Origin of the sequence: Bradyrhizobium sp. NBAIM14 (assembly GCF_020193895.1) — a bacterium.
GTDB classification, from domain to species: domain Bacteria; phylum Pseudomonadota; class Alphaproteobacteria; order Rhizobiales; family Xanthobacteraceae; genus Bradyrhizobium; species Bradyrhizobium yuanmingense.
This window is the reverse complement of sequence record NZ_JADYVQ010000008.1, coordinates 245,453-267,422: the sequence shown is the minus strand read 5'-3', so window position 1 is coordinate 267,422 and position 21,970 is coordinate 245,453. Positions and strand designations below refer to the sequence as shown.

At 65.5% G+C, this 21,970-nt stretch carries 22 protein-coding genes and 1 tRNA gene; 21 read left to right on the top strand and 2 right to left on the bottom strand.

Annotated elements, in window-relative coordinates:
• The first annotated feature begins 307 nt into the window (after positions 1-307).
• From I6F28_RS21355 to I6F28_RS21275, 17 genes are all read left to right on the top strand, one after another.
• On the top strand, positions 308-1,123 hold the full coding sequence (locus I6F28_RS21355) for a sugar phosphate isomerase/epimerase family protein (RefSeq protein ID WP_225140905.1): 816 nt from the start codon (positions 308-310) through the stop codon (positions 1,121-1,123).
• 28 nt (positions 1,124-1,151) lie between these two features.
• Complete coding sequence (locus tag I6F28_RS21350) at positions 1,152-2,789, top strand: ABC transporter substrate-binding protein (RefSeq protein ID WP_225125360.1); 1,638 nt, start codon at positions 1,152-1,154, stop codon at positions 2,787-2,789.
• 2 nt (positions 2,790-2,791) lie between these two features.
• A complete protein-coding gene (locus I6F28_RS21345; RefSeq protein ID WP_225140903.1) occupies positions 2,792-3,775 on the top strand; it encodes an ABC transporter ATP-binding protein in 984 nt (327 codons plus the stop codon).
• Positions 3,772-4,758 (top strand): ABC transporter ATP-binding protein, encoded by a 987-nt coding sequence (locus I6F28_RS21340; protein ID WP_225140901.1) that lies wholly within the window; start codon positions 3,772-3,774, stop codon positions 4,756-4,758. The genes I6F28_RS21345 and I6F28_RS21340 overlap by 4 nt, the downstream gene beginning before the upstream one ends.
• Positions 4,758-5,687, top strand: a complete 930-nt coding sequence (locus I6F28_RS21335; protein WP_225140899.1) for an ABC transporter permease — start codon at positions 4,758-4,760, stop codon at positions 5,685-5,687. Before I6F28_RS21340 ends, I6F28_RS21335 begins: the two co-directional genes overlap by 1 nt.
• Positions 5,684-6,544: an ABC transporter permease gene (locus I6F28_RS21330; protein ID WP_225137325.1), complete on the top strand. Its 861-nt coding sequence runs from the start codon at positions 5,684-5,686 to the stop codon at positions 6,542-6,544. The genes I6F28_RS21335 and I6F28_RS21330 overlap by 4 nt, the downstream gene beginning before the upstream one ends.
• A gap of 291 nt (positions 6,545-6,835) precedes the next feature.
• Positions 6,836-8,686 carry a dihydroxy-acid dehydratase gene (ilvD, locus tag I6F28_RS21325; RefSeq protein ID WP_109143722.1) on the top strand — a complete coding sequence of 617 codons (1,851 nt, stop codon included), beginning with the start codon at positions 6,836-6,838 and terminating at the stop codon, positions 8,684-8,686.
• 255 nt (positions 8,687-8,941) lie between these two features.
• Positions 8,942-9,391, top strand: a complete 450-nt coding sequence (locus I6F28_RS21320; RefSeq protein WP_225140897.1) for a hypothetical protein — start codon at positions 8,942-8,944, stop codon at positions 9,389-9,391.
• A 316-nt stretch (positions 9,392-9,707) separates the two neighbouring features.
• Entirely contained in the window at positions 9,708-10,031 is a 324-nt protein-coding gene (locus I6F28_RS21315) for a hypothetical protein (RefSeq protein ID WP_036028057.1), read from the top strand.
• Between the two features lie 122 nt (positions 10,032-10,153).
• The gene (locus tag I6F28_RS21310) at positions 10,154-10,498 is read left to right on the top strand and encodes a hypothetical protein (RefSeq protein WP_036012306.1); all 345 of its coding nucleotides are present in this window, start codon (positions 10,154-10,156) and stop codon (positions 10,496-10,498) included.
• Between the two features lie 119 nt (positions 10,499-10,617).
• Positions 10,618-10,707 (top strand) — tRNA-Ser (locus tag I6F28_RS21305).
• 789 nt (positions 10,708-11,496) lie between these two features.
• On the top strand, positions 11,497-11,793 hold the full coding sequence (locus I6F28_RS21300; RefSeq protein ID WP_035999192.1) for a hypothetical protein: 297 nt from the start codon (positions 11,497-11,499) through the stop codon (positions 11,791-11,793).
• Positions 11,794-11,860: 67 nt separating this feature from the next.
• Entirely contained in the window at positions 11,861-14,017 is a 2,157-nt protein-coding gene (locus I6F28_RS21295; RefSeq protein WP_225140895.1) for a VTT domain-containing protein, read from the top strand.
• Positions 14,017-14,691, top strand: coding sequence for an endonuclease/exonuclease/phosphatase family protein (locus tag I6F28_RS21290; RefSeq protein WP_035999197.1), 675 nt, complete (start codon positions 14,017-14,019; stop codon positions 14,689-14,691). Before I6F28_RS21295 ends, I6F28_RS21290 begins: the two co-directional genes overlap by 1 nt.
• 167 nt (positions 14,692-14,858) lie before the next feature.
• Positions 14,859-15,050, top strand: a complete 192-nt coding sequence (locus tag I6F28_RS21285) for a hypothetical protein (RefSeq protein ID WP_035999201.1) — start codon at positions 14,859-14,861, stop codon at positions 15,048-15,050.
• Between the two features lie 214 nt (positions 15,051-15,264).
• The gene (locus I6F28_RS21280; protein ID WP_035999245.1) at positions 15,265-15,585 is read left to right on the top strand and encodes a DUF1476 domain-containing protein; all 321 of its coding nucleotides are present in this window, start codon (positions 15,265-15,267) and stop codon (positions 15,583-15,585) included.
• Between the two features lie 106 nt (positions 15,586-15,691).
• Positions 15,692-15,982: a hypothetical protein gene (locus I6F28_RS21275; protein WP_035999207.1), complete on the top strand. Its 291-nt coding sequence runs from the start codon at positions 15,692-15,694 to the stop codon at positions 15,980-15,982.
• Positions 15,983-16,015: 33 nt separating this feature from the next.
• Here the strand turns inward: I6F28_RS21275 and I6F28_RS37525 are convergent, their stop codons facing one another.
• Positions 16,016-16,144, bottom strand: coding sequence for a hypothetical protein (locus I6F28_RS37525; protein ID WP_260347296.1), 129 nt, complete (start codon positions 16,142-16,144; stop codon positions 16,016-16,018).
• A gap of 791 nt (positions 16,145-16,935) precedes the next feature.
• Here I6F28_RS37525 and I6F28_RS21270 point away from each other — a divergent pair.
• Positions 16,936-17,862: a septal ring lytic transglycosylase RlpA family protein gene (locus tag I6F28_RS21270; RefSeq protein WP_051056822.1), complete on the top strand. Its 927-nt coding sequence runs from the start codon at positions 16,936-16,938 to the stop codon at positions 17,860-17,862.
• Here I6F28_RS21270 and I6F28_RS21265 read toward each other — a convergent pair.
• Positions 17,856-18,812: an alpha/beta fold hydrolase gene (locus tag I6F28_RS21265; protein WP_035999214.1), complete on the bottom strand. Its 957-nt coding sequence runs from the start codon at positions 18,810-18,812 to the stop codon at positions 17,856-17,858. The genes I6F28_RS21270 and I6F28_RS21265 overlap by 7 nt on opposite strands.
• A gap of 154 nt (positions 18,813-18,966) precedes the next feature.
• On the opposite strand from I6F28_RS21265, the gene I6F28_RS21260 reads away from it, so the two are divergent.
• From I6F28_RS21260 to I6F28_RS21250, 3 genes are read left to right on the top strand one after another with little or no spacing between them, the layout of a single operon-like run.
• On the top strand, positions 18,967-20,229 hold the full coding sequence (locus tag I6F28_RS21260) for a D-alanyl-D-alanine carboxypeptidase family protein (protein ID WP_035999217.1): 1,263 nt from the start codon (positions 18,967-18,969) through the stop codon (positions 20,227-20,229).
• Between the two features lie 2 nt (positions 20,230-20,231).
• Complete coding sequence (tmk, locus tag I6F28_RS21255; protein ID WP_036031435.1) at positions 20,232-20,918, top strand: dTMP kinase; 687 nt, start codon at positions 20,232-20,234, stop codon at positions 20,916-20,918.
• A complete protein-coding gene (locus I6F28_RS21250; protein ID WP_225140893.1) occupies positions 20,915-21,961 on the top strand; it encodes a DNA polymerase III subunit delta' in 1,047 nt (348 codons plus the stop codon). Before tmk ends, I6F28_RS21250 begins: the two co-directional genes overlap by 4 nt.
• Positions 21,962-21,970: the final 9 nt, after the last annotated feature.

Genomic DNA, 21,970 nt, shown 5'->3' with positions numbered 1-21,970 from the left:
GCCCCATGTGGTCCCCCAACCCCATGTAGCGCGATCAGAGGGTGATGCCCGTGGAAGTGGCCGCCGATCGATGTCCCGCGATGTACGCGAAAGACGGCTAGGATTCCATTCCGGATCACTACGGACACGATGGCGCTTGCCATGTGCCCATTCGGCATCGCTCGGAGCGATCGCTTTTGCTTGAACCGCAGCACGCGCGGGCAGGATGTCCACATCTCGTCCACGCTGCGGAATGCGCATTTCACGGGCCTGTCATTGAACTGGTCTAGCGCTGCTCCCGTCATCGCTGACGACGAAGGAGCATGCCATGTCGAAGCCGGTGCTGGGCGCCGCATTGTCCATCAAATCGATCCCCGCGCATCGTGACTGGCTTCTCGAAAAGCAGCGCGATCTGGAAATCCAGGACTTCTTCCGCGCCGATCTGCTCGATAGCGACTGGCGCGCAACCGCCGGCGAGATCAAGCAGATGCTCACCGGGCACACCGGCCGGCTCGGCATCCATGGTCCGTTCTGGGGCTTCAAGATCGACAGCCACGATCCGATGATCCGCCAGGCGGTGACCAAGCGCCTGTTGCAGGGCCTTGACGCCGCCGAGTTCCTCGGCGCGACGCAGATGGTGATCCACTCGCCGTTCACGACCTGGGACCACAACAATCTCGATCTCTATCCTGACAATCGCGCCAATATCGTCGAGCGCGTCAAGGCGACGCTCGCGGAGGTGATTGCGCGTGCCGAGACGATCGGCTGCGAGATCGTCATCGAGAACATCGAGGATAAGGATCCGCGCGACCGCCTGCGCCTCGCCAAGGCGCTGGAAAGCAGCAAGGTCCGTGTCTCGCTCGACACCGGCCACGCCAATTACGCCCACATCTCCACCGGCGCGCCGCCGGTCGACTATTACGTCGAGACCGCCGGCGACATGCTGACGCATGTGCACCTGCAGGACACCGACGGCTTTGCCGACCGGCACTGGGCGCCGGGCGAGGGCAACATTCCCTGGGTCGCCGTATTCCGCGCGCTAGGACGGCTGACGTCGAATCCGCGGCTGATCCTCGAACTCCGCAACCACGACGATGTCCGCAAGGGCGCGGCGCATCTCGCCGCGCTCGGTCTCGCCGAGTAACCGCAATCACAAAGGGCAGGGTCACATCATGAGCAAGCTCACCCGTCGCACCATCCTGAAATCCGGCGGCGCGGCCGCAAGCACCTTGCTGCTGCCTCGCTTTGCCATCGCGCAAGGCGACAACCGTCCCTCCGTGACCGTCGCGGTGCAGAAGGTCACGAATGCGAACGTGCTCGACGTGCTGCGTGAGCAGTCCAATGTCGGCGAGCGCGTGTTCTTCTCCTCGATCTGGGAAGGCCTGATCTCCAAGAACTGGCGCGGCAAGCTCGAAGCTGTGCCGGGCCTTGCCACCGAATGGCGCCGCATCGACGACCAGACCGTCGAGGTGAAGCTGCGCCAGGGCGTCAAGTTCCACAATGGCGACGAGCTCACGGCGGAAGACGTCGTCTTCACCTTCAGCCGCGAGCGCATGTTCGGCGAGACCGAGGCCAAAAACCGCTCCACCATCAAGGCGTTCGAGAAGATCCCGACGCCGCGCCCGGGCAAGGAGCTGCCGCCGGACGTCCCCGCGGTCGCCCGCCGCATCTGGCCGGACCTGGTGCGCGTCGATGCCGTCGACAAGTACACGGTGCGCTTCTACAACGCGACGCCCGACGTCACGATCGAAGGCCGGCTGTCGCGCTACGGCTCCGACATCATGAACCGCCGCGCCTGGGAAGAGGCGGCGAGCTATCTCGACTGGGCCCGCAAGCCGGTGACGACCGGCCCCTACAGGGTCGTCGAGCTCAAGCCCGACGTCTCGCTGACGCTGGAAGCCCACGACGAATATTGGGGCGGCCGGCCGCCGCTCAAGCGCATCCGCTTCCTCGAAGTGCCTGAGGTCGCGAGCCGCATCAACGGACTGCTCTCGGGCGAATACCAGTTCGCCTGCGACATCCCGCCGGACCAGATTGCCGGCATCGAGAAGAATTCCGCCTTCGAAGTGCAGGGCGGCACGATTCAGAATCATCGCCTTACCGTGTTCGACAAGAACCACGCCGTGCTCGCCAATCCGCTGGTGCGGCGCGCCTTCACTCACGCGATCGATCGCCAGGCGATCGTCGACAGCCTGTGGGCCGGCCGCACCCGTGTGCCGAAGGGTCTGCAATGGGAATTCTACGGCGACATGTTCAACGCCGACTGGAACGTGCCGGCCTATGATCCGAAGCTGGCGCAGGATCTGCTCAAGCAGGCCAATTATAAGGGCGACCCGATCCCGTACCGCCTGCTCAACAACTACTACACCAACCAGGTCGCGACCGCGCAGATACTGGTCGAGATGTGGAAATCGGTCGGGCTCAACGTGCAGATCGAGACCAAGGAGAACTGGTCGCAGATCATGGAGCGCGGGCCGGCACGCGCCGTGCGCGACTGGTCGAACTCGGCCGCCTTCAACGATCCGGTGTCGTCGCTGGTCGCCCAGCACGGGCCGAACGGCCAGCAGCAGCAGATCGGCGAATGGACCAATGCCGAGCTGAACACGCTCTCCGAATTCCTGGAGACCTCGACCGACCGGGCCGCGCGCAAGAAGGCGTTCCGCCGCATGCTCGAGATCGCCGAGCGCGAAGATCCCGCCTACACGGTGCTGCACCAGAACGCGACCTTCACGGCCAAGCCGAAATCGATCAAGTGGAAGGCAGCGCCCGCCTTCGCGATGGATTTCCGCGCCGGCAATTTCGAGGTCTGAAGGTGAAGCCGCTGGTCAGCATCGAGGACTTGCGCGTCGGCTTCAATGGCGTGCCGGTCCTGCGCGGCATCGACATTGCCTTGCAGAAGGGCGAGGCCGTCGGCCTCGTCGGCGAGTCCGGCTCCGGCAAATCGGTGACCTGGCTCGCCGCGCTGGGGCTGTTGCCGCGCCATGCGCAAGTCTCTGGCTCGGTGCGGCTCGACGGGCGCCAGATTCTCGGCGCGCCGGCCGCCGAGCTCGATCAGGTCAGGGGCGGGCGCATCGCCATGATCTTCCAGGATCCGGCGAGCGCGCTCAACCCGGTGCTGACCATCCGCAGGCAGCTTTGCGAAGCGCTGGCGCTGCATCGCGATCTCCAAGGCAACGCCGTGAAGGCGGAGGCGCGGCGGCTGCTCGATCTCGTCGGCATTCCCGACGCTGGCCGCCGGCTCGAGGCCTATCCGCACGAATTCTCCGGCGGCCAGGTCCAGCGCATCATGATCGCGATGGCGCTGGCCGGGAATCCCGATCTCCTCATCGCGGACGAGCCGACCACGGCGCTCGATGCCACCATCCAGGCGCAGATCCTGGAGCTGCTTTCAACTGTCCGCCGCGAGCTCGGCATGGCCATAGTGCTGATCAGCCACGACCTCGGCGTCGTCGCGGAGAATTGCGACCGCGTCGCGGTGATGTATGCCGGCCGTATCGTCGAGCAGGCGCCGAGCAACCAGCTGTTCGCCGATCCCGTGCATCCCTACGCGCAAGGATTGATCGGCGCGCTGCCGCCGCTCGATGGTCCGCGGCGGCGCCTCACCGCCATTCCCGGCACGGTGCCTGATCCTGCGCACATGCCCGGCGGCTGCGCCTTCGCGCCGCGCTGCGCGCTTGTCGCGGAAGCATGCGGCCTTGCGGCGCCGCCCCTCGCGCCGATCGCCGATGATCGCAGCGTCGCCTGCGTCCGTGCCGAGACCTCGCGCCGCGCGCTGCTCGGGATGGCCGCCGAATGAGTCCGCCGCTCGTCGAGGTCTCCGCGATCTCGCGCACCTATGCGATGCGCTCCGGAATGTTCGGGAGAGCTGCGGCCGTGCATGCCGTCGACGGCGTGTCGCTGACGATTCCAAGGGGCCAGACGCTCGGTCTCGTCGGCGAATCCGGTTCGGGCAAGTCCACGACGGGCCGCATCGTGCTCGGCCTCGAGCCGCCTGACAGCGGCGAAGTGCGGTTCGACGGCAAGCCGATGTCCGCGCCGGGGACGACGGCGTGGCGTGCGCAGCGCGCGCGGATGCAGATGATCTTCCAGGATCCGCTCGGCGCGCTCGACCGCCGGCTGCCGGTTGCAACGCAGATCCGCGAGCCGCTCGACATTCACGGCCTCGGTACGCCGGCGGAGCGCGACGAGCGCGTCCGCGAGCTGCTGCGCGCCGTCGAGCTCACGCCGGCGCATGGCGCACGCTATCCCGGCGCGCTCTCCGGCGGGCAGCGTCAGCGCATCGTGCTGGCGCGGGCGCTGGCCACGAAACCGGATTTCCTGGTCTGCGACGAGCCGGTCAGCGCGCTCGACGTCTCGATCCAGGCGCAGGTGGTGAACCTGCTTTGCGATCTCCAGGCGCAGCTGTCGCTGACGCTGCTCTTCATCAGCCACGATTTGCGCGTCGTCAGGCAGATCAGCAACGTCGTCGCCGTGATGTATCTCGGCCGCATCGTCGAGATCGGCAGCGCGGACGATCTGTTCGCGCGGCCCGAGCATCCTTACACCCAGGCGCTGGTCTCGGCCTCGCCCGCGCCGGGCCGCCGCAGTGCGGGCCGGATCGTGCTGTCGGGCGATCCGCCGAATCCGGCCGCGCGCCCCACGGGCTGCGCCTTCCATCCGCGCTGTCCGCGCGCCATCGCGCGCTGCGCGAGCGAGGTGCCGGCGCTGTCCGCCGTCGGCGGCGACAGGCAGGTCGCCTGCCATCTCGTCGCCGGCGCTGCGACACGGGACGCCGCGTGATGGGACGTTATTTCGCCATTCGGATCGGACGCGCCGCGCTCACGATCGTGCTCGTCGTGACCTTCGCCTTCGTCGTGTTGCGGCTGTCAGGCGATCCCGCGCTGATGATCCTGGGACCGGAGGCGCCGCCGGAGGTGCTCGCGGCGTTTCGCAAGGCCTGGGGCCTCGACGATCCAATCTGGGCGCAATACTTCGATTATTTCGGCGCCATCGCCAAGGGCGAGCTCGGCCGCTCCATGCGCGACGGCCGGCCCGCGATCGAGCTGGTGCTGGAACGCATCCCGGCAACGCTGGCGCTGACCCTGCCGGCGTTCTTCTTCAAGGTGGCGCTCGGCATTCCCGCCGGCATCTACGCCGCGCTGCATCGCGGCTCGGGAATCGACCGCGCCGTGATGATGACGGCGGTCGCCGGCTTTACCGTCCCGAGCTTCGTGCTGGCGCTGCTGCTGGTGCTGATCTTCGCCGTGCAGCTTGGCTGGCTCCCTTCGGGCGGGCAGGACAGCTGGCGCCACGCCATCCTGCCGATCGCAACGCTCAGCCTCGGCGGCGCGGCGGTGCTGGCGCGCTTCACCCGCAGCGCCATGCTGGAGGTGCTGGGCCAGCCCTATATCCGCACCGCATCCGCAAAAGGCGTGCCGTGGCGCAAGGTGGTGACCTCGCATGCGCTGCCGAACGCGGCGATCCCGACCGTGACCATCCTTGGCTTCATGGTCGGCACGCTGATCGCAGGCGCGGTCGTGGTCGAGAGCGTGTTCGCCTGGCCGGGAGTAGGGCGGCTTCTTGTCGTGGCGGTTGCCAATCGCGATCTCGCGGTCGTGCAATGCATATTGCTGCTGGTTGCGATGACCATGGTGACGTCCAATCTGATCGTCGACTTCCTTTACGGCTTCCTCGACCCGCGCCTGCGCAGCAAGGGAGCCCATGCATGACCGACGCGACCCTGAAGGATAGCAAGGCGTTTTCACGCCGCTTCAGCCTGCCGGCCATTCCGGTCTCGGTCGCGCTGGCGATCACCTGGATCGTCGCGATGCTGCTGATCGCGGCCTTTGCGGAGAAGATCGCGCCTTACGGCTTCACGCAGCTCGACCTGCGCAACCGGCTTGCTGCGCCCGGCAATGCCGCGCACTGGCTTGGCACCGACGAGCTTGGCCGGGACGTGCTGTCGCGGCTGCTCGTCTCGATCCGCATCTCGCTCCTGATCGCGTTCGGCGCGACCGCAATCTCGGCCGTGGTCGGGACCACCCTCGGCTTCCTCGCCGCGCATTTTCGTGGGTTCGTCGAGCAGCTCGTGCTGATGCTGACCGACTTCCAGGCCAGCATGCCCTTCCTGATCATGGCGCTGGCCGTGCTCGCCTTCTTCGGCAACTCGTTGCCGCTCTTGGTCGGGCTGATGGGCCTGTTCGGCTGGGAGCGCTACGCCCGCATCGCGCGGGGCCTTGCCATCTCCGCCAATGCGCAGGGCTACGCCGCCGCCGTCCGCCAATTAGGGGCGACGCCGTCGCGGATCTACCTCCGGCACATCCTGCCCAACATCGCCTCGACCTTGATCGTCTCGACCACGCTCGTGTTCCCCGAGGTGATCCTGATGGAGTCAGGCCTGTCCTTCCTCGGCCTCGGCGTGCAGCCGCCGATGACCAGCCTCGGCAACATGGTCGGCTACGGCCGGGAATATCTGACCCGCGCCCCCTGGATCATGCTGGCGCCGGCGACGACCATCGTGGTCACCACCCTGGCGGTCTCTGTGATCGGCGACTGGCTGCGCGATCGGCTCGATCCGACGCTGTAATAGGGGCTCCGACGCCCCCCGCCGTCATTCCGGGGCGCGCCGAAAGGTGCGAACCCGGAATCCATTGTCCCGCGGGTGCTGCCGCCCGATGGATTCCGGGTTCGATGCTGCGCATCGCCCCGGAATGACAGAGAGTGAGCGACGAGCCCCCCGCGCCGGAAGCAGGGGAGCCCTGTCCGACCCAAGTTCCCGTTGCGCGGGCTGCCCCCGTGCGCTATCCGGCCGGAAAGGCCTGAGGTGGCTCCACATTTTCCCGCCCCGGCCGACGCAAACCCGAGGACGGAAACCGCCATGCCAGCCTATCGCTCCCGCACCACCACCCACGGCCGCAACATGGCGGGCGCCCGCGGCCTCTGGCGCGCGACGGGCATGAAGGACGCCGATTTCGGCAAGCCGATCATCGCGGTGGTCAACTCCTTCACCCAATTCGTGCCCGGCCACGTGCATCTGAAGGACCTCGGCCAGCTCGTGGCGCGCGAGATCGAGCAGGCCGGCGGCGTGGCGAAAGAGTTCAACACCATCGCGGTCGATGACGGCATCGCCATGGGCCATGACGGCATGCTCTACAGCCTGCCGTCGCGCGAGCTGATCGCCGACAGCGTCGAGTACATGGCCAACGCGCATTGCGCCGACGGCCTCGTCTGCATCTCCAATTGCGACAAGATCACGCCCGGCATGCTGATGGCCGCGCTCAGGCTCAACATCCCCGCCGTCTTCGTCTCGGGCGGGCCGATGGAGGCCGGCAAGGTCAAGCTGGCCGGCAAGACCAAGGCGGTCGACCTCATCGACGCCATGGTGGCCGCCGCCGATAGCAAGGTCAGCGACGAGGACGTCAAGGTGATCGAGCGCTCGGCGTGCCCGACCTGCGGCTCCTGCTCGGGCATGTTCACCGCCAATTCCATGAACTGCCTCACCGAGGCGCTCGGCCTGGCGCTGCCCGGCAACGGCTCGGTGGTCGCAACCCATGCCGACCGCAAGCGCCTGTTCGTCGAGGCCGGCCACACCATCGTCGATCTGGTCCGCCGTTATTACGAGCAGGACGATGCCTCCGTGCTGCCGCGCAACATCGCGAATTTCAAGGCGTTCGAAAACGCGATGACGCTCGATATCGCGATGGGCGGCTCGACCAACACCGTGCTGCATCTCTTGGCTGCCGCCCATGAGGGGCAGGTCGCCTTCACCATGAAGGACATCGACCGTCTGTCGCGCCGCGTGCCCGTGCTCTGCAAGGTCGCGCCTTCCGTCGCCGACGTGCATGTCGAGGACGTGCACCGTGCCGGCGGCATCATGGGCATCCTCGGCGAGCTCGACCGCGCCGGGCTGATCGACACCTCTGTTACGACCGTGCACGCGCCGACCATGAACGAGGCGCTGGAGCGCTGGGACATCAAGCGCACCAAGAGTGAGACGGTCCGGACCTTCTATCGCGCTTCGCCCGGCGGCATCCCCACGCAAGTCGCCTTCAGCCAGGAGCGCCGCTACGACGAGCTCGACGCCGACCGCGAGAAGGGCGTCGTGCGCGATCTCGCGCACGCCTTCAGCAAGGACGGCGGTCTCGCCGTGCTCTACGGCAATCTCGCGCAGGACGGCTGCATCGTGAAGACCGCCGGCGTCGATGCCTCGATCCTGAAATTCTCCGGCCCAGCGCGCGTGTTCGAAAGCCAGGACGCGGCGGTCGAAGGCATCCTGGGCGGCAAGGTCGTCGCCGGCGAGGTCGTGGTCATCATCTATGAAGGCCCTCGCGGCGGCCCCGGCATGCAGGAGATGCTGTATCCAACCAGCTATCTGAAATCGATGGGCCTCGGCAAAGCCTGTGCGCTCGTCACCGACGGCCGCTTCTCCGGCGGCTCCTCCGGCCTGTCGATCGGCCATCTGTCGCCGGAGGCCGCCGAAGGCGGCAATATCGGTCTGGTGCGGACGGGCGACATCATCGCCATCGACATCCCGAACCGCAGCATCAGCCTCGAGGTCTCCGACGAGGAGCTCGCCAAGCGCCGCGCCGCGGAGGAGGCGAAGGGCGATGCCGCCTGGCAGGCGCAAGGCCGCAAGCGCAACGTCTCGACCGCGCTGCAGGCTTACGCCGCGCTCACCACCAGTGCCGCGCGCGGTGCGGTGCGCGAGGTCAAGCGGCGTCCGAAGTAGGCGGCATCGGCGCCACTGGCCTGGATCGGCGATCTTCGGAACGCCTCGCGGCTCCGTGCGACCACCCGGATGCGCCGTTGGAAGTAGCCGGAACGGAGATCGGGAAAGAACGGCCCCCGCCTCCCTAGGGCGTGGGGCTGGTTGGGGTGGGAGCGGGAGCCGTTTGCTCAGTGGGCACCCGACGTGCGGGCTCGCCCGCCAGGCATCATCAACTTAGTGCATTGTCCACATTTTGCTATTTAATTTTTATTAATTTTGTTTTTATTTTTATTTAATCGTGCCATCCTAAGAAAAATCGTCGAAATCCATTTTTCCGAATCCAGCCGAGGCGGTCGCCCTATCGAGGTTCGTCCGCAAAGGTTCGGATTGCCAATAGCGGAGTTAGCCATGAGTCATTCTCCATCACTCGTGCCGCAAATCACGACAGACCGGGACGTCTATCTTGTGCTCGATGATTTCGGCCGCCGCCTGGGGCGGGCTTGGTGCGAGACGGCCGAGGAGGACGCCAATCGCGCGACCCTGCTCAGACATCTCGCCGAAGGGCAATATCTCCATCCCGCACGTATCGTGGCCTTCAATACTGCGGAGGGATGGTCGCGCGATGCCACCGCTGAAATCGCCGATGAGCTGCGCCGTCGCTTCGTCGAACTCGAGGAGACCGATCCCTCGCTGTTGGAGTTTCTGGAAAGAGCAGCGAGGCGTTGAAAGCTCGAACATGGAACGAGGATGAACTGCAAATTATGCTCGAACGAGTGCCGCGGCGATGTCCGATCGCGGACTCGCTGTCATGCGCACCCCCGCGCAAAACATCCCGCGCGTTAATGCGCGTGGTCAATGAGTTCTTACCCCTCCGCCGCGATCGATCGTTCGCATTAAGGATGCCTCGACGAAGTTCGGCAAGGCAAGGTTTTGCGCCGTATACTCCCGCGACCTTCGCAGATCCGTTTCGGGCAACTGGGGCACCACCGCAATGTCTCGTACTCTCGCTGTCGTTTTCTCAACGGCCGTCGTCGCCATTTCCATGACGGGCGCGGCCTCCGCCGGCTGCTACAATTGCTACACGCCGCCGCCGTGCACGACCTGCTACCAGCAACAATATGTGCCGCCGCAATACCGCACCGTCGACGAGACCGTGATGGTCTCGCCCGGCTCCGTGGTCGCGCACCGCACGCCGGCGCAGTACCGCACCGTGATGGTGCCGCAGACCGTGATGGTCGCGCCGCCCAGCGTCCAGTACGAGCGCATCCCGCCGCAATACGCCACCCGGCAGCGCGTCGAGATGGTCTCGCCGGGTTATTCCTATTACGCCCCGGTGCAGATGAACTGCGCGTCCTGCGGCTACTGAGCTAGACGCAAACAACAAAGAATTTCAGGACGGCGCTCTTCGCGGGGCGCCGCGCTTTCTGTTGCGCGACGCAAAGGTGAGGGAGCCTTTGAACCGCAAGGCCCGGAACGACACGAAACGGCATGAGCTCGTTTCTGGACTCCGTCGAGCGACCGCAACTCGGGCTGGTCGCTGCTTTCGCCGTTTCACTGATGTGCGCAGTTGCGGTGGTCTGGTCGGTCGGCTCGACCGATCGCGTTACCTATCTCGGCCCGGACCACGGCCAGGAGCAGACCATCACACAGGTCCGCCTCAAGACGCTCCCACAAGGGAGTTACGTGATCGAACGGGGCGCGATCTACAAGGCAATGCAGGCAGGGTGCCGCTACGACTTGAACTACAGCCCTCAATTCGGGCGCAACGTCAGCGACCGGCAGAGGACCAAGTACATCCGGAGTGCCGTCCTGGTTGATTGCCCGAAGAGCTAGACAGGTTGTGCAGGAAAAGGAACGCGCCGCGCTCCGGCCGGCAAAGGTTTGAGCACTTGCGCCAACTTGGCGTTGCCTTGCGCGGTCGACTACGTTAAGCGACACCCATTCCCGGGACTGGAAGGGTGGCCGAGTGGTTTAAGGCACCGGTCTTGAAAACCGGCGTGCCCGCAAGGGTACCGTGGGTTCGAATCCCACCCCTTCCGCCAGAAATCGCCATAAGTTCCCCTCGTGGGCTGGCACGCTCCTTGCCAATTGGACGTGCCCGACCATGGAGGCGTGCACCGATGGCACAGCGAGTTCGTATCTTAAAGCAATCCAAGTCCGGTTTGACACATATTGCCCGCGAGCTGGTGAGATTGCTGGACGCGATCGAGGAGCTCGAGGAGCTGAGAGAAAGGGTCCGGCTCGCCGAAGCCGCTCGCGTGTTGCACTAGCCTGCGCTGGAAAGACTGGGGCGCCTCGGCGCGTCACTCCCAAGGTCTGGATTGGCGGCGCCCCGGTGCCGCTCGGGTCATTTGGCCGAGACCCATTCCTAACACCGCAGCCCGACGGATCTGTTCAATCTTCCTCGCTCAAGTCCGGCCCGCGATGTTGGAGAGACGGATTCCGGCGGTGCCGTAGACCCATGTTGCGTTTGGATCTCCAGTCTTCAAGAGGAGGATCGGGACTGGTTGAAATGTAGTGGAAGGAAGCGTTGCGTGCTAGAGCCACGGACACGCGAAACTGCGCAGGAACGCTACTGACTTAGAGAGATTAGCCCGACAGCAAGCTTCACAGCGGGCAACGCATGTTCTTCTTTTTCTCGAACCGGCTGGGATGTCTCGGCTCGCTGCTGATCTCCGGCCTGGTCACGGTGGCGCTGCTCTTCCTGTTTGGATTCATTCGGTTCTGATCATCAGCGCCTGGGATCCGACCGTCATCCTCTTGCATGCTCCCTCAGGAACTTGGCCTCGGCTCGTCTGTTGTTCGCAGTCTCGAGCACACGGAGAGCAGCCTTGGAAAGCACCATCATTGGAGAATTCGACACGCGCCGCGGAGCCGAGCTTGCGGTTGAGCATGTCGTGCAGGAATGCGGCGTGCCGCGAGGCGACGTCTTCGTCCAGCCTGCCGGCGCTGCGAACACCGTGGGAACACGCGCGGCAGGTCCTGACGTCAAGACAGCGCCCACACCGGAGGGACGGCAGAAGCTGGAAGGCCTGATCGAGGTTTCCGTCGATTTTCACGGCGATGCCCCTGAGAAAATTGTCGATGTGTTGAGGAGCGCCGGCGCGAAGTTTGTCCGCACCAAATGACGACTTGTGCGACGGGCCCAGAGGGCCGGACATTCGGCATTCGCATCGAACCGCAGCCGTTGACCGTGTGGAACCCCTTGAGCCTCCAGCGCGTTTAGACGCAAACGCGAATTGCGAGGTCCACCTGCTTCAGAGCGCATCGACACTCACTCCCGGCGACACCGTCTGGCGACGGTGCAGGGCGCGGCGCGTGGCGGTTCTGAACGATGCCGCCGCCTATTTCGCAGCCCTGCGGGAGGCCCTGCTGGAGGCGCAGGATCTCGTCTATATCGTCGGCTGGGATATCCATAGCAGGACGCGGCTGGTCGGAGATTCCGGACGTGCCGATGATGGCCTGCCTGACGAGCTTGGTCCGTTCCTGCGCGCCCTGGTGCGGCGCCGTCCCGCCTTGCGCATCAACATTCTCGTCTGGGACTTCGTCTCGTTTTACGCTTCCGAGAGGGAGTGGAATTCCGCGGCGAAATTCACTGCCGATACCGATGGCCGCGTCCGGTTTCATCTGGACGCCACGCTTCCGTTCGGTTCGGCGCAACACCAGAAGATCGTCTGTGTCGACGGATCATTGGCGTTCGTCGGCGGCCTCGATCTGACGATCCGGCGCTGGGACACGAGTGACCACCGCGCCGACAATGCCATGCGCTGCGACCCACAGCGCAAGCCATATCCACCGTTTCACGACGTTCAGTGCCTGGTCGACGGGGATGCCGCGGAGCAGCTGTTCGCCCTCGCGGAGCAACGCTGGCGTGCGGCAGGCCAACAGTCCGATGAACGACGCGCACCGAGGAACGGTCGCTGGCCGGCGAACGTGCCTGTCGAGGCCGAGCACTTACCGGTCGGGATCGCCAGGACCGAGGTGGTCTGTCCTGCAGGCTCGACCATCAAGGAGGTGGAACGCTCCTTCATTGCGGCGATCCGGTCGGCAACGAGCTTCGTGTACATCGAAAATCAATTCACCAGCGCGACCAGGATGGCGCACGAATTGGCGGAGCAGATGTGTCGCGTGCCGTCGCTTCGGGTTCTAGTCGTCGCTCCGAAACTGCATTCCTCGTGGCTTGAGTCCCAGGCCATGCAGAACGGCCGTGGCGCCTTCATCGACTGCTTCAGCGCAGCTGGCGTGGCCGATCGCATCCGCTTCGTCTATCCGATCTCCCGCAGCGGCAATAAGGAAGCCGCGGTGATGGTGCACAGCAAGCTCATGATCGTCGATGACAGGATCTTGCGGATCGGCTCGGCCAATCTGAACAATCGTTCCATGGGCGCCGACAGCGAATGCGACCTCATCTTTGAAGCTGAATCCGAGCAGCATCGGGATTTCATCGCCTCGGTCCGCCGTCGGCTCATCGCTCATTTCTGCGGTCTCGACGAGCAGGCCGTCACGCAAAACGAGCATCGGCTGTTCGCCCTGCTGGACCAGGTGTCGAAAAAGGGTGGGGCGAAGACGCTGCGAAAAGTGGAGTCCTCGGTTCTGACCAGCACGCTGGCCACCCTGGTTCAGCCGGTGGCGGACCCTGAGCTGCCTCTTCATCTCGAGCGGGCGGCATCGCGCATGTGGAGCACGAAGACGATCATCGGGATCGCCTCGATCGCGCTGGCACTTCTTGGACTGACGCTGGCCTGGTCGTACACGTCCCTCAGCGATTACGCCGATACGGGCCGGATCTCGTCGTTCCTGTCTGCCTATTCGCAGTCCGTTTGGGGACCGCCATTCGCAATTGCGGCCTTTGTCGTCGGCGGGCTGGTCATCTTTCCGGTTCTCGTGCTCATTGCTGCGACCGCCGCCGCCCTGGGGCCCTGGCTGGGCTTCGTCACCGCAATGGCGGGCGTCTTGCTCAGCGCGCTCCTCCTTTTTGCGATCGGACGGTTCCTGGGCCGAGAGCGCCTTCAGCGCTTGCTGGGACGCCGTGCGGCGCGCATCCAGGAGCGCGTTGTCGGCAAGGGAATCCTGGCCGTCGTCGTCATCCGGATGATTCCGATCGCACCATTCTCGCTGGTGAACGTCGCGGCTGGCGCGAGCACGCTGCCGCTCCGTGATTTCCTGGTTGGAACGCTGCTGGGCATGATGCCCGGCATTCTCGCCATGGCCGTTCTGGGAGCGCAGATCGCCGATCTGGCCAGGAATGCGTCGTGGAGCAGCGTATTGCTGCTCACGCTGGCATTTCTGGGCTGGCTCGGCGTCTGTGCGGGCGCTCAATTCCTCGCGACGTGGCTCGCCGGGAGGCGCTGATGGCGCCGATGCGCTTCATGACGTGGAATGTGCACGGCACGTTCAATCTCAATCCGACGTTCGATCTGGAAGGTGTTTGCTCCATCATTCGCAAATGGTCGCCGGATGTCGTCGCGCTCCAGGAGGTGGATTCCCGATCGCGGTCGGACGATCCGTTCGCGAAGCTGGCGCGCGTCGTCGGCGATCATCGCGTTCATGCCAAGTCGATCGTCACGGAGGACGGTGACTACGGCCAGATGCTCATGAGCCGCTTTCCGTTCTCCAGCGTGCCCGAGATCGTCGACGTGTCGTATCGAGAGCGGGAGCCGCGCAGGGCGATCGCGACGGGATTGCTGACGCCTTTCGGCGACGTCCGCGTGGTCGCCACTCATCTCGGCCTCAGCATCCACGAGCGTTATGCGCAGGCTCAGGCCGTGGTGAGCCTGGTGAGGCCGGAAAGGACCGTCGTCCTCGGCGATTTCAACGACTGGTTTTGGGTGAAATCGGTGCGGCGCGTGCTCGCGCAGGCCTGCCCGAACCGGACGCGGTTGCGAACTTTCCCATCGCGCTTGCCCCTCATGCGGCTCGACCGGATCTACGCAACGCGTGACAGCCGAATCGAGAAAGTCTGGACCGATCATGCGGCGCGCGCCTATTCCGACCATTTGCCCGTGATCGCGGACATCGCGATCTGACGGTTCCGGCGACGGAGCGCGGATCTCTGGCCCTCATTGAGAAAAGCGTTGTGGTAGAGGAACTTAGCTACTGTGCATGGGGTTGTTTTCGGACAACTTATGCCCCCGGCCGACGGTCTCGAACGGGACCATGCGGAACTTTTTCCTCACGGCCACGTTCATTTGGCATGACTGAAGACCTTTCCTTCCGACGCAAACCCCTGACCCCCGAACAGCGCCATGCCCGCGATGCGGCTCGGCGGATCGAGGCGGAGAAGGCCATGCGCGACCACGAAGCGGCGCAGAAGGCGTTCTATGCCAACAAGGAACGGCTGAAGGCCGAGCGGCTGGCGCGCGAAGCGGCGGCGGCGAAGGGCTGAGCGAACGCGCTTAGCCGCGCAACTACCAAAAAATCGCATCTGCTGGCGGCCTGCATTTGATTGTCGGCCGCCAATGCCGCTTGGGTGTCTGCTTCCCATCGGCAGGCTTGACGGCGCTTCGCTTCCGGGAGGAAGCTCAAAAGTGACCTGAACCATGGAGACGTTCGCTCCCAGCAAGTGCGATCCTCATCAGCGACGCAGAATGGAGCTGACCATGACCACGTTCGACAAGCGCGAGCGGGGCTTTGAAGCCAAATTCGCCCACGACGAGGAATTGATGTTCAAGGCCACGGCGCGGTCCAACAAGCTGCTCGGGCTTTGGGCCGCAGGCCAGCTCGGGCTCAGTGGCGATGCCGCTGCAGGCTACGCGGCTGCGCTGGTGACGGACCATCTGGAGAGCCGGACGATGGACGATGTAGTCGGCAAGGTGGCGGGCGATCTCGCAGGCACGGGGATCGCGCGCGAGCAGGTCGCGCAGAGGCTTCAAGAATGTCTGCACCAGGCGCTGGCGCAGCTCGAAGCGGACCGGCAATGACACCCGCTGCCGCGTTCATTCGGCGCGCTTGCCGCCTTCCGACGGCTGTGCCGTTTCGTGCTACCGTGCCAGCCGCCGGAGACGGCGGCGAGCGGGAGGTGGGGGCATGTCAGGGGGCAGCTTTGGCAAATGGTCCGGCGCAATCGCATGCGCCGGCGCCATGCTGGTCGCTGCAGGTGGCGCCGAGGTCTCGGCGACGCCGCTGACGCCGTTTCGCTACGAGGCGCAGGCCCAGCGTCATTGCCCGCGCGACAAGGTGGTTTGGCTCGACTTCGGCAAGGGCGTTTATTACCGCAAGGGTCAGAAGCGCTACGGCCAGGGCTTCGACGGCAGCTTCGTCTGCCAGAACGAGGCCCGCGGCGGCTTCTACCGACGCTCGCTGTTGGGCCTGCGCTGAGCGGCGGGTTTCGGCGGCTGGCGGAGGCGCCGGCTATTTCGCTGATGGCAGCCTGACCGGCACATGCGGGGAGGTGCTGATGACCCGGGGGCTTCCATCCGGATAGGTGCGGTTGCCGCGGATCAGGGATTCCAAGACCAGGAAGAACTTCTCGGCAAGCATTTGCGTCACCCTCGTTGGTGATGGCCTCTTGCAATTGGTCGAGGCGCCGAACGCAATAATTCAATCAACTGAATGGGAGCGGGGACAGCCGCGCCTGCTGCGCCGCAATGGAGAGAACCCGTGTTGGACAGGAGGACGTGCGGTTCAGGCAAACGCCAGCGCGACGAGGCTCGAGCAGAGCAGCACCAAGCCGCCGGCGGTCAAGGCCAGGAAGCCATCGGATACGAGGTCATGATTACGCATGGGACACCTGCCGCTCTCGTGTTCGATGCGCGAGTGGATCGACCAAGACCGTCCGAACGCGCCGCATTGAAAGAGGTGATGCTTGCCGTCCGCGCGAGTGCCTTTAGGCCCTCGTGCGGTAACCCTCGAACGCATGGGCCAAGAAGATCCCCGCGCTTACCAGACCCATCAGTGCCGAAACCGTCTCGATCATCGTTAAATTCCAAATCCCGCCCTCGCATCCGAGAGAACGCGGGCGGCCTTGCACAGTCAAAAGAATTTCGGTGAGCGGCGCGACAATGGGGGTGGAGTGAGGATTTGGCGCAACAGACTGTCCGGCACTGGCACAGTGCGGGGGCCATCGCCCCGTAGAACAACGGAAAAATGCGAACGTCTCGTTTACCATCCCGGCGTGATCGCCGTGGGCTCCCCATTTCCGCCGCGTTCGGGTTGCGTTATCGTTACCGCTTCCGAGACGGTGGTGGGCCGCCTCGGATGAGATGACCGGACAGCGCTCCCGTAGCCAAAGCGGGTTGGGTACGCCTCCGGCCAAGTGGTATTTGGGGCGCATGGGGATCCATCGGTCAGATTCGGTTTTGCGAGCCGCGCGCGGTGTTGCGGCGGTCGCGACCTGCCTTGCGCTCGCCAACTGCGCCTCCTCAAACAAGTTCGCCAGCCGCGTCGACCCGAAATACGGCGTGTCCTCGAGCCCGCGGGTGGTGGCCTTCGGCGATCCGGTCCCGAAGGGTGGCGGCACCTACCGCGTCGGCAAGCCCTATGTCGTGGCGGGCCGGACTTACGTGCCGGAGGAGGACGCCAACTACCGAGCTGAGGGCATGGCCTCCTGGTACGGCGACAGTTTCCACGGCCGCCTGACCGCCAATGGCGAAGTGTTCGACATGACCTCGCTGACCGCGGCGCATCCGACGCTGCCGATGCCGTCTTATGCGCGGGTGACCAACGTCTCGAACGGCAAGTCGCTGATCGTCCGCGTCAATGACCGCGGGCCCTACCACGGCAACCGCCTCATCGACGTCTCCAACAAGGCCGCCGAACTCCTTGAATTCAAAGGGAACGGCGTCGCCAAGGTCCGGGTCGAATATGTCGGCCGGGCGCCGCTCGAAGGCTCCGACGACCGCCAGCTTCTGGCGACCCTGCGCACCGGCGTCCCGGCGCCGTCGCCCTCGATGGTCCGGGTCGCCTCGGCCAAGCCGTTTGTGCCGGAGCTGCCGTCCTCGACCCGCGGTGCCATTCGCGGTGAGGTCCCGATGCCGGAGGGGCGGCCATACAATCTCGGCAGTACCTCGGCCGATATGGCTTCGCTCAATGCTACCTCGGAGATGTCGGCTTCGAGCCGCAGCCGGGGCCGGGCGCTCCAGAACGCCCGCGCGGTGTCCTATGGCGAGGACGGTCGCTACGCCGCCGACAGCGCGGCCGCATCGACCGATGGCGCCGCCGAGGCCCGCAGCATCCTGAGCGGCCGCGGCCTCTACTGAGCCGCGCTCTCCTTCAAGAACGTGACGAGCGCCGCATTCACCTCTTCGGGCCGCTCCTGCTGCACCCAATGGCCGGCGCCCTCGATGATCAGCTTGCGCTTCAGATTGGGCAGCACGCGCTCGAGCTCGTTGACGCGCTTGGCCCCGATCAGGCCGGTGATGACGGCGTCCTTCGAGCCTGCGATGAAGAGGGAAGGCTGGTGAATCTGCGCGTCCTGCCAGGGCGCGGTCAGCTCCCAATTGCGGTCGATGTTGCGATACCAGTTCAGCCCGCCGCGGAAGCCGGACTTGCGGAAGGCCTCGGTGAAATAGGCCAGGTCTGCCTCGCTGAGCCAGCCAGGCAGCGGCTCGTCGGCGCCCGCGTGGCCGAGAAAGCCCTTGCCCTCCTGCACGAACATGGCGGCGGTGGGATCGGCGAGGCCCCGCCCGCCGAGGACGATGCGCATGGTGCGTGCGACGTCACGCTCGAGCTCGGCCTCGGCGACGCCAGGCGTCTGGAAATACTGCCAGTAGAAATTGGTGACGCCGCCCTGGCGCAGCAGGTCGAGCGGCTTGCCGCGGCCCCGGAACGGCGGCGGCACGCTCAGGCCCGCGACCGCCGTGAAGATGTCCGGCCGGAACAGCGCCGCGTGCCAGGCGACCGGTGCACCCCAATCATGGCCGACCACCATCGCCTTGGTCTCGCCGAGGGCCTGGACCAGGCCGACCACGTCGCCGACCGTGTCGAAGATCGAGTAGGCGTTCGCGTCGAGTGGTGCCGCGCTCTGACCATAGCCGCGCATGTCGGGGGCGACGACGTGAAACCCGGCTTCGGCGACTGCCGGGATCTGGTGGCGCCAGGAATAGGACAGTTCCGGCCAGCCATGGCACAGGACCACAAGCGGTCCCTGGCCGGCTTCGCGGACGAACAGCTCGACCCCGTTGGCCTTGATCATGCGGGTTGAGGGCATTCGCTTTTCCGCCTTGTTTCAGGGGTTTGGTCGAAAAACATGAGGCGCCACGATAGGGGCGCGGCGAGAATCGTGCAATCTCGGCGACAAGCGTCCAACCGCGTGTTGTTCGCATCTGTTCCAGCTGTTAGAACGCCTCTCTCAGGGCTTCGCCATGGCACTTCGTCTTCCTTTGCTTCGTCGCAACCGGCTCACCGCCGGAACGCTGGCACGCGGGCTGATCGCGACGGTTTTGGCAGCGGCCATCGGCTGGGGCGGGGCGCTCCTTGCGGCCAACCAGAGCGTCCAGGGCGGCAAGAAAGCGGAAGATGCCGGCTTCGACGGCGATGCCCCGACCGCGATCCTGATCGAAGCCTCCTCGGGCAGTGTGCTGTTCGAGAAGAACGCCGACGAGCTGCGCGCGCCCTCGAGCATGATGAAGCTGATGACCGCGGAGGTCGTCTTCAATGCCATCAAGAAGGGCGACATCAAGCTGAACGACGAGTATCGGATCAGCGAGAATGCCTGGCGCAGAGGCGGGGCCCCCTCGGGCGGCTCTACCATGTTCGCCGCCATCAACAGCAAGGTCTCGGTCGACGATCTCCTGCGCGGCGCGATCATCCAGAGCGGCAACGACGCCTGCATCGCGCTGGCCGAAGCCATGGCGGGCAATGAGCGGATCTTTGCCGCCGACTTCATGACCAAGCGCGCCCGCGAGCTTGGCATGACCAGGTCGACCTTCGCCAATTCCAGCGGTCTGCCCGATCCCGGCAACAAGATGACGGTGCGCGAGCTCGGCATGCTTGCCCGGCACATCATCCTGGACTTCCCCGAATTCTACAAACTGTTCGGCGAGAAGGAGTTCACCTGGAACAAGATCCGCCAGCAAAACCGCAATCCGCTGCTCAATTCGATGGAAGGCGCTGACGGCCTGAAGACCGGCTACACCAAGGAAGGCGGCTACGGCATGGTCGGCTCCGCCGTGCAGAACGGCACGCGGCTGATCGTCGTCGTCAACGGACTTGACGATCCCGAGGACCGCGCCACGGAAGCCAAGAAGATGCTGGAATGGGGTTTTCGCAATTTCGAGACCCGCACCCTGATCGCAGCCGAGCAGCCCGTCGGCTACGCCAAGGTGTTCGGCGGCGAGAGCCGGTCGGTCAAGCTCATCGCCAAGACGCCCGTGAAGGTGATGGTGCACAAGAACGGCAGCGACAAGCTGATTGCGCGCATCGTCTATAGCGGCCCGGTGCGCGCGCCGATCGAGGCCGGCCAGCGGGTCGGCGTGGTCAGGGTCTGGCGCAGCGGCAACATCGCGGTCGAGACGCCGGTCTACGCCGCGGAGGCGATCGGCACCGGCTCGACCATGCGCCGCGCGATCGACGGCGCCAGCGAGCTCGTGATCGGCATGTTCCGCGCAGGCGCCGAGAAGCTCTGATCATGAGTGAGAGCGCTGCACAGCGACCGTCCGGACGGGGACGCTTCATCACCTTTGAAGGCGGCGAGGGCACGGGCAAGTCGACCCAGATCAAGAAGCTCGCCGACCGCCTCAAGGCGGCAAAGCTGCGCATCCGCGTGACGCGGGAGCCGGGCGGCTCGCCGGGCGCTGAAATCATGCGTCATCTGGTGCTGTCGGGCATGGGCAAGCTGCTCGGCCCCGAGGCCGAGACGCTGCTGTTTGCCGCCGCGCGCGATGACCATGTCCGCACGGTGATCCAGCCGGCGCTGAGCCAGGGCGTCTGGGTGCTGTGCGACCGCTTCGCGGACTCGACGCGGGCGTATCAGGGCAGCCTCGGCCAGGTGTCCGATGGCCTGATCAACGCGATGCAAAGGGTGACGATCGGCGACCTCAAGCCGGACCTCACCATCATCCTCGATTTGCCGGTCGAGATCGGCCTGCAACGCGCCGCCGCGCGCCGCGGCAGCGGCACGCCGGACCGGTTCGAGGCCGAGAAGCTCAGCTTCCACCAGGGCCTTCGCGAAGCCTATCGCAAGATCGCGGCGGAGGATCCCGCGCGCTGCGTGCTGATCGACGCCAATTCCGATCCGGACACGGTCGCCGCGCGCATCTGGACGGCGCTGCGCGAGCGCCTGCTGCCAACGCCTGCGTCAGTGGTGTCGGTATGAGCCCGCGTCAGGCCGAGCGCGAAACCGCCATACCGCATCCGCGCGAGACGTCGCAGCTGTTCGGCCATCGCGAGGCGGAGGCCGCGCTGCTTGATGCCTATCGCAGCGGACGCATTCCGCATGCCTGGCTGATCGGCGGGCCACAGGGGATCGGCAAGGCGACGCTGGCCTATCGCATGGCGCGCTTCGTGCTCACCCATGCGCAGCCGCTGGCGCCGGCCGTGCAGCGCGCCGAAAGCCTTGCGATCGATCACGACGACGCCGTGGCGCGGCAGGTGGCGGCCGGCTCGCATGGCGGCCTGCTGACGCTCGAGCGCACCGCCAACGAGCGCGGCGTGATGCGCACCGTGATCACCGTGGACGAGACGCGCGAGACGATCGGTTTCTTCGGCTCGACCGCCGCGGCCGAAGGCTGGCGCGTCTGCATCGTCGACACCGTCGACGAGCTCAATCCGAACGCGGCCAACGCGCTTCTGAAGATCTTGGAGGAGCCGCCGCAGCAATCGCTGTTCCTGCTGGTGAGCCACGCGCCCGCGCGGGTGCTCGCCACGATCCAGTCGCGCTGCCGCAAGCTGCGCCTGCGGCCGCTCACCACGAACGATGTGATCGGCGCCGCCGCTTCGGCGGCTGAGCTCGATCCGAACGATGCCGCGCTGCGCGAGGCGGCCGAGGCCTCCGAGGGCAGCGTCGCACGGACGCTGACGTTGCTCGGTGGCGAGGCCCTGAAGCTTCAGCAGCGCACGGCGGCGCTGCTCGCGCGCCTGCCGCAGGTCGATCCGCGCGAATTGCACACGCTCGGCGATTCGCTCGGCACCAGCGACCGCGTGGCGCTTGCGGCCTTCATCGACGGCATCGACCGCTGGATTGCGGAGCGCCTGCATGCGGATGAGGCCAATGCCAACCAGAACCTGCCGCGCCTTGCGCGGCTAGCTGAGGTATGGGAAAAGATCGTCCGCGCCGCGCGCGACACCGAAACCTACAATCTGGAGCGAAAGCCCTTGGTTTTCTCGGTGTTCGGCTGGCTGGCGGACGCAACGCGCTAAAGCATGATC